Annotated in this window: 12 protein-coding genes and 2 tRNA genes; 8 read left to right on the forward strand and 6 right to left on the reverse strand. The window is 59.5% G+C overall.

The window, feature by feature from the left end:
* Window positions 1-11: 11 nt before the first annotated feature.
* The 5 genes from J4D99_RS15600 to trpS all read left to right on the forward strand — a co-directional run bounded on the left by J4D99_RS15600 (window position 12) and on the right by trpS (window position 4,404).
* Window positions 12-887, forward strand: coding sequence for a DUF4198 domain-containing protein (locus tag J4D99_RS15600; RefSeq protein ID WP_208132668.1), 876 nt, complete (start codon window positions 12-14; stop codon window positions 885-887).
* 116 nt (window positions 888-1,003) lie between these two features.
* Window positions 1,004-1,378 carry an STAS domain-containing protein gene (locus J4D99_RS15605; protein WP_151089188.1) on the forward strand — a complete coding sequence of 125 codons (375 nt, stop codon included), beginning with the start codon at window positions 1,004-1,006 and terminating at the stop codon, window positions 1,376-1,378.
* Window positions 1,379-1,532: 154 nt separating this feature from the next.
* The gene (locus J4D99_RS15610) at window positions 1,533-2,450 is read left to right on the forward strand and encodes a ribonuclease Z (RefSeq protein WP_208132669.1); all 918 of its coding nucleotides are present in this window, start codon (window positions 1,533-1,535) and stop codon (window positions 2,448-2,450) included.
* Between the two features lie 107 nt (window positions 2,451-2,557).
* Window positions 2,558-3,304, forward strand: a complete 747-nt coding sequence (locus J4D99_RS15615; protein WP_208132670.1) for a queuosine precursor transporter — start codon at window positions 2,558-2,560, stop codon at window positions 3,302-3,304.
* A 125-nt stretch (window positions 3,305-3,429) separates the two neighbouring features.
* On the forward strand, window positions 3,430-4,404 hold the full coding sequence (trpS, locus tag J4D99_RS15620; RefSeq protein ID WP_208132671.1) for a tryptophan--tRNA ligase: 975 nt from the start codon (window positions 3,430-3,432) through the stop codon (window positions 4,402-4,404).
* 170 nt (window positions 4,405-4,574) lie between these two features.
* Here trpS and J4D99_RS15625 read toward each other — a convergent pair whose 3' ends face one another.
* Window positions 4,575-5,384: a hypothetical protein gene (locus J4D99_RS15625; protein WP_236018686.1), complete on the reverse strand. Its 810-nt coding sequence runs from the start codon at window positions 5,382-5,384 to the stop codon at window positions 4,575-4,577.
* A 225-nt stretch (window positions 5,385-5,609) separates the two neighbouring features.
* On the opposite strand from J4D99_RS15625, the gene J4D99_RS15630 reads away from it, so the two are divergent.
* Window positions 5,610-7,781 (forward strand): S9 family peptidase, encoded by a 2,172-nt coding sequence (locus J4D99_RS15630; RefSeq protein WP_236018687.1) that lies wholly within the window; start codon window positions 5,610-5,612, stop codon window positions 7,779-7,781.
* 107 nt (window positions 7,782-7,888) lie between these two features.
* On the opposite strand, the gene J4D99_RS15635 is transcribed toward J4D99_RS15630, so the two are convergent.
* The 4 genes from J4D99_RS15635 to J4D99_RS15650 all read right to left on the reverse strand — a co-directional run bounded on the left by J4D99_RS15635 (window position 7,889) and on the right by J4D99_RS15650 (window position 11,087).
* Window positions 7,889-9,484, reverse strand: coding sequence for an amidase (locus J4D99_RS15635; RefSeq protein ID WP_208132672.1), 1,596 nt, complete (start codon window positions 9,482-9,484; stop codon window positions 7,889-7,891).
* A gap of 187 nt (window positions 9,485-9,671) precedes the next feature.
* Window positions 9,672-9,756, reverse strand: a tRNA-Ser gene (locus J4D99_RS15640).
* A gap of 354 nt (window positions 9,757-10,110) precedes the next feature.
* The gene (locus tag J4D99_RS15645; RefSeq protein WP_208132673.1) at window positions 10,111-10,527 is read right to left on the reverse strand and encodes a hypothetical protein; all 417 of its coding nucleotides are present in this window, start codon (window positions 10,525-10,527) and stop codon (window positions 10,111-10,113) included.
* 344 nt (window positions 10,528-10,871) lie between these two features.
* Window positions 10,872-11,087: a hypothetical protein gene (locus tag J4D99_RS15650; protein WP_208132674.1), complete on the reverse strand. Its 216-nt coding sequence runs from the start codon at window positions 11,085-11,087 to the stop codon at window positions 10,872-10,874.
* Window positions 11,088-11,379: 292 nt separating this feature from the next.
* On the opposite strand from J4D99_RS15650, the gene J4D99_RS15655 reads away from it, so the two are divergent.
* Window positions 11,380-11,796: an STAS/SEC14 domain-containing protein gene (locus J4D99_RS15655; protein WP_208132675.1), complete on the forward strand. Its 417-nt coding sequence runs from the start codon at window positions 11,380-11,382 to the stop codon at window positions 11,794-11,796.
* Between the two features lie 553 nt (window positions 11,797-12,349).
* Window positions 12,350-13,288 (forward strand): endo-beta-N-acetylglucosaminidase H, encoded by a 939-nt coding sequence (locus J4D99_RS15660; protein WP_208132676.1) that lies wholly within the window; start codon window positions 12,350-12,352, stop codon window positions 13,286-13,288.
* A gap of 471 nt (window positions 13,289-13,759) precedes the next feature.
* Here the strand turns inward: J4D99_RS15660 and J4D99_RS15665 are convergent.
* Window positions 13,760-13,846, reverse strand: a tRNA-Ser gene (locus J4D99_RS15665).
* Between the last annotated feature and the right edge of the window lie 112 nt (window positions 13,847-13,958).

Consider the following 13,958-nt stretch of genomic DNA (forward strand, 5'->3'; position numbering starts at 1 on the left):
TCGAATAGTCTGTGCGCAACCTACTCTTCCTCCTGCTAATTGCCCCGGCCGCCCTGGCCAGCGATTTCTGGCTAGCCCCCGCCAGCTACCGCGTGGCCGTAGGCGCATCGGTGCCGCTTCGTTTGCTGATAGGCGAGAATTTTGTGGGCGAAACTTGGTCCCGGCCCATGCGCCGCGTGCAGCGCCTAGTGCGGCTAGGGCCCACCGCCGCGGCCGATACCACCGACCTGCTCCCAGCGCTACTAGCCGACTCGCTAGCCCCTGTGCTGCGCTGCCCGGCGGCCGGCACCCATGTAGTAGCCCTTACCAGCCGGCTAGCCTACAGCGAGCTGCCCGCTGAGCAGTTCACGGCCTACCTGCGCGAAGCCGGCCTAGGCAACGCCCTGCGCCAGCGCCAGGAAGCCGGTGAGGCCGCTACCAAGCCCGGCCGCGAGGCCTATCGCCGCTGCGCCAAAGCCTTGGTGCTGGCTAGCCAGGGCGCCACCGGCCGCACTCTGGGCGCGGCGGCCGATACGGCTTTTCGGCGGGTGCTAGGCCTGCCGCTGGAGTTGGTGCCCGAGCAAAACCCCTACCGCCTGCGCCCCGGCGCTGGCCTCACGGTGCGGGTGCTGAGCCAGGGGCAGCCGGTGCCGGGGGCACTGGTGCAGGTGTGGCAGGCTAGCGCATCCGCCGCCAAACCAACTGCCGCGCCAGTGGTTACTCATTTCACTACCCATACCAATAGCCAGGGCCGGGTGCTGCTGCGCCTGCCCGGCGCAGGGCCGTATCTGCTAGCCACTGTGCACATCGAGAACGCGCCGCCTGCCCTGGCCGCGCGGGCCGACTGGCTCAGCACCTGGGCCTCACTCACCTTTGGCGGGCCCGATGTGGGGCTGCCGGTGCGTTAAGCACAACTTGCCAAGTACTTAACACCGAACCTTCATTTGACTCTGGTTTCGCGTTTTCCTTTTTCTTCCTACCTTCGCCACTCTGCATCAAATTCTCCATCTCCCGCCGCGGTTCTATGAAGTACTCCATCGATAAAAAAGAGAGCTACACCGTCATCACCATTGATGAAAAAAAGCTCGACACAACCGTTGCGCCTGACCTAAAATCGGAGTTCGTTAAACTCAACGCTGAGGGCAGTAACAACCTGATACTGGACCTACAAAACGTAAAATACACCGACTCGTCGGGCCTCAGCAGCATCCTCATCGCCAACCGTCTTTGCAACTCAACCGGCGGCCTGCTGGTGCTCACCGGCCTGCAAGACCACGTGCTCAAGCTCATCACCATCAGCAAGCTCGAATCGGTGCTGCACATCCTGCCCACCGTAGAGGAAGGCATCGACCGCATCTTTTTGCACGCCATCGAGCGCGACCTTACGGACAAGGAGTAAGTTTTTTTCTAAGCTGTTAGCCGTTAGCTAGTAGCTGTTCGCTTTTCATCCGTTGAAAGCAACAGCTAGCAGCTAACGGTTATGCTTTTTCAGTGCCTGCCCCACGGCTAGCCATGCAAAACAGCGAACAGCTAACGGCTAACGGCTAAACGCAGTGACTTTTGAGCTTCAAATTTTGGGCAGCGGCTCGGCCACCCCGATGGTGGGGCGCCACCCCACGGCGCAGCTGCTGGCCGTGGGCGAGGGCCGCTACCTCATCGACTGCGGCGAGGGCACTCAGCTGCGGCTGCTTGAGCACCGCCGACGCCTCAGCTCGCTGCGGGTCATTTTTATCTCGCACCTGCACGGCGACCACTACTTCGGGCTATTTGGCCTGCTGAGTACGTTGCACTTGCAAGGCCGCCAGGAGCCCCTCACGGTGGTAGGCCCGCCCGGCCTCGAGCTGGTACTCACCACCCAGGCCATGCACTCGCAGATGCAGCCGGGCTATACTATCACCTTCGTGCCCGTCGATACGGAGGCGCACGCTGTGGTGTATGAAGATGCGCAGGTGCGGGTGTGGTCGTTGCCCATGCGCCACCGCATTCCGTGCGCCGGCTACCTGTTTGAGGAGCAGCCCCGCCGCGACAAGCTGGTGAAGGAGCTCTTGCCCACTAGCCTTACCCCTAGCGAGCTAAGCCAGCTAGCCCAGGGCCACGACCTGCCGGCCAATGAAGCCACCGGCCGCCCCGCCCTGGCGCACGCCGCTGTATCGGTGCCGGCCGCGCCGCCGCGCCGCTACGCTTTCTGCTCCGACACCCGCTACCAGCCCGAGTTGGCCGAGTTGGTGCGGGGGGTAGACTTGCTCTACCACGAGGCTACCTTTTTGGATGACCTGCGCGAGCGAGCCGCCATCACCTATCATAGCACCGCCCGGCAGGCCGCCACTACTGCCCGCGATGCCGATGCGCACCGCCTGCTCATTGGCCACTTCTCCTCGCGCTACAAAGAACTGGCCTGGCATCTGAAAGAAGCGCAGGCTGTTTTTGCCTGGACCGAGCTGGCCACTGAAGGCTTGATTGTCAGCGTATGATAACCGTTTGTCAGTGCGAGCGCAGCGCGGCAATCGCACCGGCACGATACCCGAACGACTTGTTCTTGTGCGATTGCCGCGCTGCGCTCGCACTGACAAACTAACAGATGGCCACCTACGCCCACAAAAAGCAGCAGCTTTACCTCGTGCTCAGCGGCATTTTCCTGGTAAATGCGCTGCTGGCCGAGATTATCGGCGTCAAAATATTCTCGGTTGAGAAAAGCTTCGGGCTTACCGGAAGCCTTTCGGCGGGGGTGCTGGTGTGGCCGGTGGTATTTATCGGCACCGATATTATCAATGAGTACTTCGGGCGTAAGGGCGTGCTACGCATTACCTTCCTCACGGTGGGGCTCATTCTGTATGCCTTCCTGGTCATACTAGGCACTACCAAGCTCGCACCCGCCGACTTTTGGCTCGACCTCAATAAGACTGACCCGCAGGGCCGGCCGTTTAATATCGAGTTTGCCTACCAAAGCATATTCCGGCAGGGGCTAGGCATCATCATTGGCTCGCTCACAGCCTTTGTGGTGGGGCAGGTGCTCGATGCCAGTGTGTTTCAGCTGTTTCGGCGCATCACGGGCAGCAAGTATATCTGGCTGCGGGCCACGGGTTCCACGCTCATCTCGCAGCTCGTCGACAGCTTTGTGGTGCTCTACGTGGCGTTTTACCTATTCGGCAACTGGTCGATGGCGCAAGTGTTGGAAGTGGCCCGCTTCAACTACTGGTATAAATTTGCCGCCGCCGTGGTGCTCACGCCGGTACTTTATCTGGCGCATTACGCTATCGACCGCTACCTAGGCCCCGCCGAAACGGCCGAACTGCAAGAGGAAGCTTTTGTAGATAAAAGTGTGTAATGTCTCAACTTTGCGCTGTAAACGAAAGCCTCAGCTAGTTCCTGGGAGCTTTCACGCTATTTAAGTATTACCTGGGCTGTGCGCACGTGCTAACATGCATCGCCAGCTTCGTATGACAATTAGTTATGTCCCGCATCCTTACCGGCATCCAGAGCACCGGCCGCCCACACCTCGGCAACCTGCTTGGCGCCATTCTGCCCGCCATCGAGCTGTCGAAAAACCCGGCCAATGAGTCGCTGTACTTCATTGCCGATTTGCACTCGCTCACCACCGTGCGCGACGCTAGCCTGCTGCGCGCCAACACCTACGCCGTAGCGGCCGCGTGGCTGGCCTGCGGCTTCGACACCGAGAAAAACCTGTTTTACCGGCAGTCGGACGTGCCGCAGGTAACCGAGCTAACCTGGTACCTGTCGTGCTTCACGCCCTACCCCATGCTGGCTAATGCGCACAGCTTTAAGGATAAGAGCGACCGCTTATCGGATGTGAACGCCGGGCTTTTCACTTATCCGGTGCTGATGGCGGCCGACATTCTGCTCTACGATGCCGAGGTAGTGCCCGTGGGCAAAGACCAGATTCAGCACCTCGAAATAGCGCGCGATATTGCTGCCGCTTTCAACAACCGCTATGGCGACACCCTAGTGGAGCCGCGCGCCCGCGTAGATGCCGACCTGATGACCATCCCGGGCACCGACGGCCAGAAGATGAGCAAGAGCTACGGCAACATCATCGACGTGTTTGCGCCCGAAAAGGAACTGCTGAAAGCCGTGAAGAGCATTATCTCGGACAGCACGCCGCTTGAAGCACCCAAAAACCCCGACACCGATACCACCTTCAAGCTATATGCGCTGCTGGCTAGCCCCCAGGAAACGGCCGACCTGCGCCAGCGCTATGAGGCCGGCGGCTTCGGCTACGGCCACGCCAAGCAGGCACTCTACGAGCTGATTTTGCGCCGCTTTGCTACCGAGCGCGAGCGGTTCAACTTCTACATGAACAACTTGCCCGAGCTGGACGCCCAGCTAGCCCTCGGCGCCCGGCGCGCCCAGGAATACGGCGCGGGCGTGCTGGCCAAGGTGCGGCAAAAAGTGGGCTACGGCGTCTGAACCACGGATTCGGCCGGATTTTTCGGATTAATCGGATTGTGTAGATGATTTCTTTTCGCTAGCCCCCTGCAAAAGCTGACAATGAGAACGGCCGCCATTTGGGCGGCCGTTCTGCGTTTTAATCGTCCACAAAATCCGAGTAATTTGAAAAATCCGGCTGAATCCGTGGTTCAGAAATTTTGCTGGTTGGTAAAGTTAAAACCGACCTTGCTGCCGCGACTCACCTGCTGATTTTCGAGCTTTTGCTTGACGCTGATGCGCTGAATTTCGGGTAGCGGCGGGGCAATGAGGTCATTGTTGACAGCCGCAATCATGGCGCTTTCCACAAATAAGCGCAGCGACTCGGCCGTGACGGTGCAGCAGCTCATGTCGGGGTTGGGCAGCTCCAGCTGCTGCACGCCTTCCAGAAAATAGTGGCTATCGATGTTGATGAGCAGGCGTCCGAGCAGGTAGCCGGGGTCGTTCATTCGTTGGTAGCGAATGCTGTCGGCCATGAAGTTGTAGGCCATGATATGGCCGAAGAAGCGCCGCCGGAAATCGGCCTCAACGTAGGGTGTGTTGAGCGGCCCAAAGTCGTCGGGGAAGGTGACAATGTTGGAGTGCATGATGAACACCAGCAAGTCGCCCGAGAAGCGAATGTGAAACTCCATCTCGTTGACCGGCAAGCACTCAATCTTGACGCTGGCGTCAGAATCGGTCGTCACTTTCTGCGTCAGCTCCAGGCACAGCTGCTGCGAGGTTTGGCGCAGCAGCGTGAAGGCGGCCTGGGTGGCCCGAAAAATAGCCTGCTTGGCGCTCGATTTTTCGCGCAGGCCCTGGGCAATGAGGTTGAGGCGGTCGGGCGGCAGGTCTTCCGAAATTTCGACGGGCTCGACGAGCGGGGCGGCGGGCACTTTTCTGGGTCGCACCGTTTTTTTGCGGGTGGCGGGCTGGCCCGTGGCAGTGGCTGGGGCAGAAGAAGCAGCGGCAGATTTAGCCATAGGGAAAGGAAAAAAAAGGGTCGGCGGTGCCCACGCAAGTGGCAGAGCAGGTTATGCAAGGAGTACGTAAGGGGGCTGCCTTTAAGTTTTGAACCAGACTGGGGCTAGCGGCGGGCCGAGCCACCTTTTGGCCAAAGCTGCGTCTTTGCGCGGCCTAGCGGTGGCCACAGCTGCGCAAGTAGGCCGCCGCCGTAATTTCAGCCTTCCAATTTTTATTTTCTGAACATGATACAGCACACAGTCCGCCAGGCGGGCGTGGCAATGGCACTGCTGCTAGCCGGCACCACAACCACGTGGGCCCAGTTTGGCCCCGGCACGCAGTGGACCAAAGACGGATACGGCTACCTCAAAACGGAGAAAGACGCCATCGTGCAACTGGATGCCCGCAAGCCGGGGCAGGCCCTCACTATCCTCAGCGCGCAGCAGCTCACGCCCCCGGGCGCCACGGCTCCGCTGAAAGTGCGCCGCTTTGCCCTGTCGGAAGATGGCAAGCAGGTGCTGCTCAATACCAATACCAAGAAGGTGTGGCGCTACGACACGCGCGGCGACTACTGGGTGTATGACCTGGCTAGCAAGCAGTTGACCCAGCTGGGCAAGGGCCGGCCCGAGTCGTCGCTGATGTTTGCCAAGTTTTCGCCCGATGGCAAAAAGGTGGCCTACGTGAGTGAGCACAACCTGTTTGTGGAAAACCTGGCCGACCACCAGATTACCCAGTTGACCAGCGACGGCACCGACCGCCTCATCAACGGCACCTTCGACTGGGTGTATGAGGAAGAGCTGGACTGCCGCGACGGCTTCCGCTGGGCGCCTGATGGCCAGAGCCTCGCCTACTGGCAGCTCGACGCCACCAAGACGCGCAACTACCTGATGCTGAATACCACCGACCAGCTGTATCCCTATACTATCCCCGTGGAGTACCCGGTAGTGGGCCAGGACCCTAGCCGCGCCCGCATTGGGGTGGTGGCCGTGGGTGGCGGCGCTACCAAGTGGATGGATATTCCCGGCGATGCCGTGCAGCACTACCTGCCGCGCATGGAGTGGGCCGGGCCGGGCCAGCTGATAGTGCAGCAGCTCAACCGCCGCCAGAACGAGAGCAATATCGTGCTGGTAAACGCGGCTAGCGGAGCCGCCAAGGTTATTTCGAGCGAAACCGACAAAGCCTGGGTCGATGCCAAAGATGGTGCCGTGGGCTGGAACTGGATTGAGGGCGGCAAGCGCTTTGTGTGGGCCAGCGAGAAAGATGGCTGGCGCCACCTCTACGCCATCGACCGCACGGGCAAGGAGAAGCTGCTGACACCGGGCAACTACGACGTTATCAGCCTCGAAACCATCAGCGAGCCCACCGGCACGATTTACTTCATGGCCTCGCCGGCCAATGCCACCCAAACCTACCTCTACAAGGTGCCGCTGAAGGGCGGCAAGGCCGAGCGCGTGACACCCACTAACCTCACGGGCTCGAACAACTACGACATCTCTCCCAACGGCAAAATCGCGCTGCACACGTTCTCCAACACCGCCACCTTCCCGGTGGCCGACGTGGTGAGCCTGCCTGCCCACCAGCGCCTGAGCGGCGGCGACGTGCCCGAACAAGCCAAGGCAATGAAGCTGCCCAAGACGGAGTTTTTCCAGGTGAAAACCGTGGATGGCGTGACCCTCGACGGCTGGCTGGTGAAACCCACCAACTTCGACCCTAGCAAAAAATACCCCATCGTATTTATGGTCTACGGCGAGCCGGCGAGCCAGACGGTAGTTGACCGCTTTGGCACGGGCGCCAACCGCCTCTACCAGGGCAGCATGGCCGACGATGGCTACATCTATGCCTCCATCGAAAACCGGGGCGCACCGGCGCCGCGCGGCCGCGAGTTCCGCAAGGCCATTTACCACAATATTGGCGCCCTCAACATCCGCGACCAGGCGATGGGGGCTAGCGAGGTGCTCAAGAATAAGTGGGTCGACACCAGCCGCGTGGCCGTGTGGGGCTGGAGCGGCGGCGGCAGCAGCACGCTCAGCCTGCTCATGCAGTACCCCAAGATTTACAAAACCGGCATCAGCATCGCGGCGGTGGATAACCAGCTCAACTACGACAACATCTACCAGGAGCGCTACATGGGCCTGCTGCCCGAAGACCGCCACTACTTCGTCGACAACTCCCCCCTGGCCCACGCCAAGAACCTGCGCGGTAACCTGCTGCTCGTGCACGGCACCGGCGACGACAATGTGCACTACAACAACGCCGAGCAGATGATAAATGAGTTGGTCAAGTACAACAAAACTTTCCAGCTCATGAGCTACCCCAACCGCACGCACGGCATTTCGGAGGGCGAGGGCACCAGCCGCCACCTGGCCAGCACCTACACCAAATTCCTTAAGGACAACTGCCCGCCCGGCGGCCGCTAGCCCGGCTGACCTGGCTAGTACAATAAAGCCTCGCTTCCTAACTGGAAGCGGGGCTTTTTGCGGCTCACGAGCGCCGCCTCGAAGCGCTTAAGCAGCCTAACTCTTAGCTACTTGCTAGCCCTCGGCAAGGCTGGGAAGCGCGCTGGGGGCCGGCGGTGGTGCGTAGCCTGCTCGTAGGCATAGGTGTAGGCAATAAGCGTCGGCTCATCAAACGAGCGGCCCAGAAACTGCAAGCCAGCGGGCAGCTTATCATAGGTAAAGCCCATGGGCACGGTGAAGGCTGGCTGGCCGGTGTGGGGCGCAATGAGCTGGCTGTTATCGCCCTGATACCCCTTGAAATCGCCAATTTTGGCGGGCGGGTTGTTCCAGGTCGGGTATACCAGCGCGCCCACGTGGTAGCGGTCCATCACGGCCGTCACGGCGTGGCGGAAGGCAATGCGGCGCGGGTCGGTGTAGGCCTCGCCGCGGCCGGCCATGCGCGGGCTGGGAGCTACGCCGTGAGCCAGCTCATCCTGCAGGTTTTCTTTGATGTAGGCCGCGTACTTACCCGAAGCCAGCACCTGGTCGATGTTGTGTAACGGCGCCTTCGGCCCCAGGCTGGCCAGGTATTGATTGACGTCGTGCTTGAATACCGAGCTCCATTGCCCGGCGCTTACCTTATCAAAATCCGGAATCTCAACATCAACCACCGTTGCGCCGGCCTGCCGCAAATCGGCCACGGCCTGCTCAAACAGCGCTTTCACCTGCGGGTCGGGCCGGCGCTCGCTAAGGGTACGCAACACGCCGATGCGAGCCCCCTTGAGCCCGCTAGGGTTCAAAAACTGCTGGTAGCCCTTCGCCGGGATATGGCCGGCATTATAGGTCGTGAGCGGGTCGGCGGGGTCGGGGCCAGTGGCCAGTACCTCTAGCAGCCGGGTAGCATCGGCCACCGAGCGCGCCATGGGGCCGCCCGTATCGTTGCGCAGGTAGAGCGGCACGATGCCGGCCCGGCTCAGCAGCCCTAGCGTGGGCCGGAAGCCCACCAGCGCCGTGTGCGACGATGGCCCGCGAATAGAATTGCCGGTATCGGTGCCGAGCCCCACCGTACCCAGGCTAGCCGCCACAGCCGCCGCCGTGCCGCCGCTAGAGCCAGCCGGCACGTGGCCCAGGTTGTAGGGGTTGCGCGTTTCGCCCGCTATTGAGCTGATAGTAACCATCGGGCTGAACGCCCACTCCGCCATATTGGACTTGGCTAGCACAATGGCCCCGGCGGCTTTCAGGGCTTTCACCATCGTGGCATCGTCGGCCGGAGCAAAGCCTTTGAGTGCCAGGGAGCCCGCCGTGGTTTGCAAGCCCGCGGTATTGTAATTGTCTTTCACAATAAGGGCCGTGCAGTGCAGTGGCCGTAGCCGGCCGGTGCGCCGATATTCAGCATCCAGCTGCCGGGCCGTTGCCAGAGCATCGGGGTTGACAGCCACAATCGCATTGAGTCTGGTAGGCTGGTCGTAGGCCGCAATGCGGGCTTGGTACGCGCGCACCAATTGCTCACAAGTGCAGTCGCCCTGCTTAAGGGCCTGCTGCACATCGGCTATCGAGGCCTCGGCTACTTCAAAGGGAGGCCGCGCAGCTTGCTGCTCGCGGGGCGCCTGGCCGCAGCTGCTGCCTAGCAAGGCGCTGCTCAGCAGGGCCACGAAATAAAAACAAACTTTTCGAATGGTATTCATGCGCAAAAGGGGCCGGCCGCAACAGAGACGCTGGGCCGGCAGCGGGTCGAAAATAGCTGGTTGCACCCCTATTCCACTTTGCCAAGCAATACAGCATAGCTGCTTTGCGCCGTTTTCAGCTAAAAAAGCCCCGTCTTCTTGTTGAAAACGGGGCTTTCTTTTATTTAACCTGCTGATTATCAGCCTGCAGAGGAGGAGGGATTCGAACCCCCGGAGGTTTAACCCTCAACGGTTTTCAAGACCGCCGCAATCGACCACTCTGCCACTCCTCTAAGTCGTCTACGCTGAGCTTGCCAGTAAAAAAGCTTTTTTCAGCGCAGAAAAAGCCTTTTGCAGAGTGGGAAAGACTGATGGGCTGCCCATCCCTAGCTGCGTTGGTTTGTCAAAAGTACACACAGGCTACAAAACAAACCAACTCGGGTAGGCCCTTTCTGCTCCTTTTGGCCCAATTACTTTACCCAGGCTTCACTGAAGTCTTATGTGAGTAAAGGTTCACGGGCTTCTGGCTCAGCGCTAAACACTCGGGCCGACTGGCCTATTCAGGCGCCGTGCTGCTTGGGCAACTTGTGCACGCCTCCGCCCTAGCCTTTATCGGCAAGCACCAGGACGTGAGGTCGTGAATATGCTTAGCCAAGCTGCCGCAGCCAGGCGGCCGCTTCGCCTTCGTGCTCGAAGAGACGGTAGGTGAGCGCCGCAGCCTTGGCTTCGTGGCGCAGCTGGGTGGCAGCCAGCCGGGCAAAGACGTCGTCGGCCAGCAGCACGGCCGCGTAGATACCCCCGGGGCGATGCCGGGCGTGGTCGAGCCAGTAGGTAGTTACCCAGGTGGTTTCTTCCTCAGTAAAGGGCGTCATCAGACGCTGGTCGCCCAGAATCTTGTACCAATCCCGGCTGCGCAGCAAGTTGCCGGTATGGGTAAGCACGGCCTGAAAGGCGGCAAACTGGCGCGGCCCCGGATGATATTTAAATACAACGTAGCCATCGGGGTGCTCGCGCAGCGTAGCTACCGCGTTTTCAAAGTAGATAGGTAAGGACGCCGCAGACACGAGTAAGGCAAAAAAGAAGCTATACTCGGCTGCCGATGCTGTACTTTTAGTGAAGTGCCGCTGTCCCCACCTGTGTAAGCTGGGCAGTGCCCCTGTAGCGCGCCTGGCGGGGCCTAGCGCCCACGGCGGCGCAAGAGGTATTGCACCTCGGTGTGACCGATGGCGAGCGTACTCCCCGCACGGCACAAGGCCGCGTCGGGCTGAAACTACAAGGCCCGCGAGGCAGAGCCGGAGCTAACGAGCGTGTCCTACACAGTAGCCATGGCGGGCGCGGTGGCAGCTAGCGTAGCGGTTTGGGCGCGGGCGGCGTAGCGAGCAGCCAGAGAAAGTGCTTGAGCAGGAGGCTACGCGCGGCTGCCATTCTCTGGCCGGGCAATGAGCTTGCCATCGGGGCGCACCCACAAGCTGTAGGTGGGCCGCCGGCCGCGCCGCCCGAACAGCACCAGGTAGAGTACGCCAAGCAAGGGCCCAAGCGAAACGGAGAGCACCAGGCGCAGGTGCCAGTAGTGGCTCAGGCTGAGGCCACAGTGCAAGGCAAATGTTTTGAGCAGGTGGTCCATACAGCTACTACACGCTGGCGCTGTGTTTTGTGCCCCATAAGAGCGGTGGCGAATGCTAGTGAGGACTATTTTTCAGGCCGCCCAGCCGTACGGGCATGATTTGGTAAGGATGGTATCAGAACAGGCGGCATCAGTGCGCCCAGCTCTGGACTACAGCTGTTGGTGCTGAGGGCATAACGCCGCCTGGCTAGGGCAGCGACAGGCGTGCTTTCGCTCCCACGAAGGTAATGAAAGGCTCGTCTTGATGGGCCTCGGTGCGTAGCTTGCCGGCTCATTTGCTGGCTTCCTAATTATGGCTACCGAACTGCTCAACGGCTTCGGCAAACTTTACCTGCGCATTTCTTACGATGCCACTCACCACTGGGTCTACAACGAGTGGCTGGGCTACCAAACCCATCCCGGCATTGTGGTGGGGGCCGATGCGTGCCTACCCGCTCTCAGCGACAATAACTGCGCGTACTTACTCAACGATAACCGCGAGGTGATAGGCCCCTGGGACCATGCCGTGGAGTGGATAGTGACTAATTGGGCCCCGCGCGCCATAGCCTGCGTCCTCACGCACTTTGCCAACGTAGTAAGCCCCGAGTCGCTGGCTGCCACTTCGGCGCGGGCAATGGCGCTCGGCCTCGAAGGGCAGCTGCACATGCACCAGTTTGGGGATATAGCCGAAGCCCAGCAGTGGCTGCGCGACGCCCGGCGCGGCCGCTAGCCTCCGCCAGCGCACCAAGCATCTTTGCAAAGCACCGCGAGTCAGGTGCGGAGTTATGGCCTTTTACTCCGCCTGCCCCAGGGCCTGGCGGGTGAGGGTTAGCGGCACTGCACCTTCTGTCGCAGGTTTTTACCAGTCAGTTTCTTTTAGAAGGACTGCCCCGCGCCTCCTGATTTATTTGCTTCGAGTCTATGTCTTATCTGGCCTCATTTCACGCCTGTATCAGTAAGTAGCTGCTGACACAGTAGCGAACGGCTAGCTGAACAACAGCCCTAATAGCTTGGGATTAATAGTACTTAACTAAGGTATCGCATTGCCTTAGCACGTATATTCTGCGCGTTGACGATGTCATTTTTTAAGTGATTTTGTCCCTATTAAGTAGCAACGGGTAGTCTTAGGTTTGACGTGCTGCTGGCAACGCTTAGCCTCCTGCTAGCTAAAAGGATTTAGTACCGATTATCCTGCCGAGCCTGGTACGCTAGGCCCCGCGCTGCTCTTACCCGGAATAATGGCCTTATTCCGCTTTTCACTCCCACCCTTTTCCACATCTATTATGCCTATCGGAACTCTCCGAGCTGCTCGGCCACTGGCCCTGTGCGGCACCTTGCTCACCCTACTTTTTTCTGCCTGCCAGCAAAAAGAGGACCTGCCCACTCCCTTAAGTACCTCTGCTTCGGCAAATGCAGTGGGTGTAACGGGCACAAAAACCGTTTGCTACGTGGAGGTGAATAATAATGACTTCAGCAACGTGGCGAAGTATTCGCTTTCCTCCGGGCAGCCGCTCTTCGACATCGGCATCATCTTCGCTGCCAATATCAACTACAACACTGCTACGCAGAAAGCGACGCTTTTCTTTAACACACAGGTAACCAACGTGCTCACCAACAGGGCCACGTATATCCAGCCTGTTCAGGCCAGAGGAACCAAAGTACTGCTATCGATACTCGGCAACCACCAGGGAGCCGGGATTAGTAACTTCCCTACCCAGACGGCCGCCCAGGATTTCGCCCAGCAGCTAGCCAATGCGGTCAACACGTACGGCCTGGATGGCATCGATTTCGACGACGAGTATGCCGACTATGGCACGAACGGCACCGGACAGCCAAACAGCTACTCGTTTGTTTACCTGGTGAGTGCCCTGCGGCAATTGCTGCCGGATAAAATTATTTCCTTTTACTACTACGGGCCGGCTGCCAGTCGCTTATCCTACGGGGGCGTGACGGTGGGCTCGAAAGTAAACTATAGCTGGAACGCCGTATATGGCACTTATTCGGTGCCAAACGTGCCAGGCCTAGCTAAGGCTAATCTGGGACCGGCCGCCGTACAAATTACTGCTACCTCTGCCACCACAGCCGCCACGCTTGCCACCCGCACTAAAACCGATGGCTACGGTATCTACCTCACCTACGATTTGCCCAACACGAACTCCAGCACTTACCTGTCTAGCATCTCCAATATTCTGTACGGCAAGGCTACCACGTACACGCCTTAATTTCAACGCGGTAAGGTGGCCCACACAGGCTAAATTGCCTTGCACGATTAGTAAAGCCCCGCTTACTGCGGGGCTTTTTTGCGCGCTTTCCACTCGCTGACCTGGCTTGGGGCCTGGTGGGGCCGCCTGGCTAGGGCTGCATTTGCCAGGTGCTGCCCCACTGGCCAGGCATCACCTCTTACTTCTACAGGAAATTTGCTGCCGGATACCCTAGCTACAACCAGACTCCGGCTCAAACGCACTCCCGAAAACCGTTCGCAAGCATCCTGTAAGGCGGCGGTGGGCAGCTACACGAGCAGCGCCTTGGCGTTGCCCTATAGAACGCGGGGCGAATGCATCGACGCAATTACGGCGCCCTTGTGGATGGTGGCAGGGTGTTGTAGTCAACTGCTTTTTAAGCAAATATCAATTAGCAGAAATACAAAACCCCGTTGTAAATGCTTGATTTACAGCGGGGTTTAAGACTGAGTGCAGAGAGGGGGGGATTCGAACCCCCGATACCGTTGCCGGTATAACGGATTTCGAATCCGTCGCATTCGACCACTCTGCCACCTCTCTAAAGGTCCCAAATCGAGTGGTTGGGGCTGCAAAATTAGGAGACAAATTGAAATGAGAAGCTCTGCAAGCCGAAATTTCCTGATTTTTCCGCTAGGTGGCTCATTGTCAATTG

It is taken from the genome of Hymenobacter sp. BT559, from assembly GCF_017571525.1.
GTDB classification, from domain to species: domain Bacteria; phylum Bacteroidota; class Bacteroidia; order Cytophagales; family Hymenobacteraceae; genus Hymenobacter; species Hymenobacter ginsengisoli.

Bases quoted from the DNA above. Each gene is read 5' to 3' on its own strand.
- J4D99_RS15605 (WP_151089188.1), top strand. From the start codon at position 1,004: ATGAAGTACTCCATCGATAAAAAAGAGAGCTACACCGTCATCACCATT.
- J4D99_RS15615 (WP_208132670.1), top strand. From the start codon at position 2,558: ATGGCCACCTACGCCCACAAAAAGCAGCAGCTTTACCTCGTGCTCAGC.
- trpS (WP_208132671.1), top strand. From the start codon at position 3,430: ATGTCCCGCATCCTTACCGGCATCCAGAGCACCGGCCGCCCACACCTC.
- J4D99_RS15625 (WP_236018686.1), bottom strand. From the start codon at position 5,384: ATGGCTAAATCTGCCGCTGCTTCTTCTGCCCCAGCCACTGCCACGGGC.
- J4D99_RS15630 (WP_236018687.1), top strand. From the start codon at position 5,610: ATGATACAGCACACAGTCCGCCAGGCGGGCGTGGCAATGGCACTGCTG.
- J4D99_RS15635 (WP_208132672.1), bottom strand. From the start codon at position 9,484: ATGAATACCATTCGAAAAGTTTGTTTTTATTTCGTGGCCCTGCTGAGC.
- J4D99_RS15650 (WP_208132674.1), bottom strand. From the start codon at position 11,087: ATGGACCACCTGCTCAAAACATTTGCCTTGCACTGTGGCCTCAGCCTG.
- J4D99_RS15655 (WP_208132675.1), top strand. From the start codon at position 11,380: ATGGCTACCGAACTGCTCAACGGCTTCGGCAAACTTTACCTGCGCATT.
- J4D99_RS15660 (WP_208132676.1), top strand. From the start codon at position 12,350: ATGCCTATCGGAACTCTCCGAGCTGCTCGGCCACTGGCCCTGTGCGGC.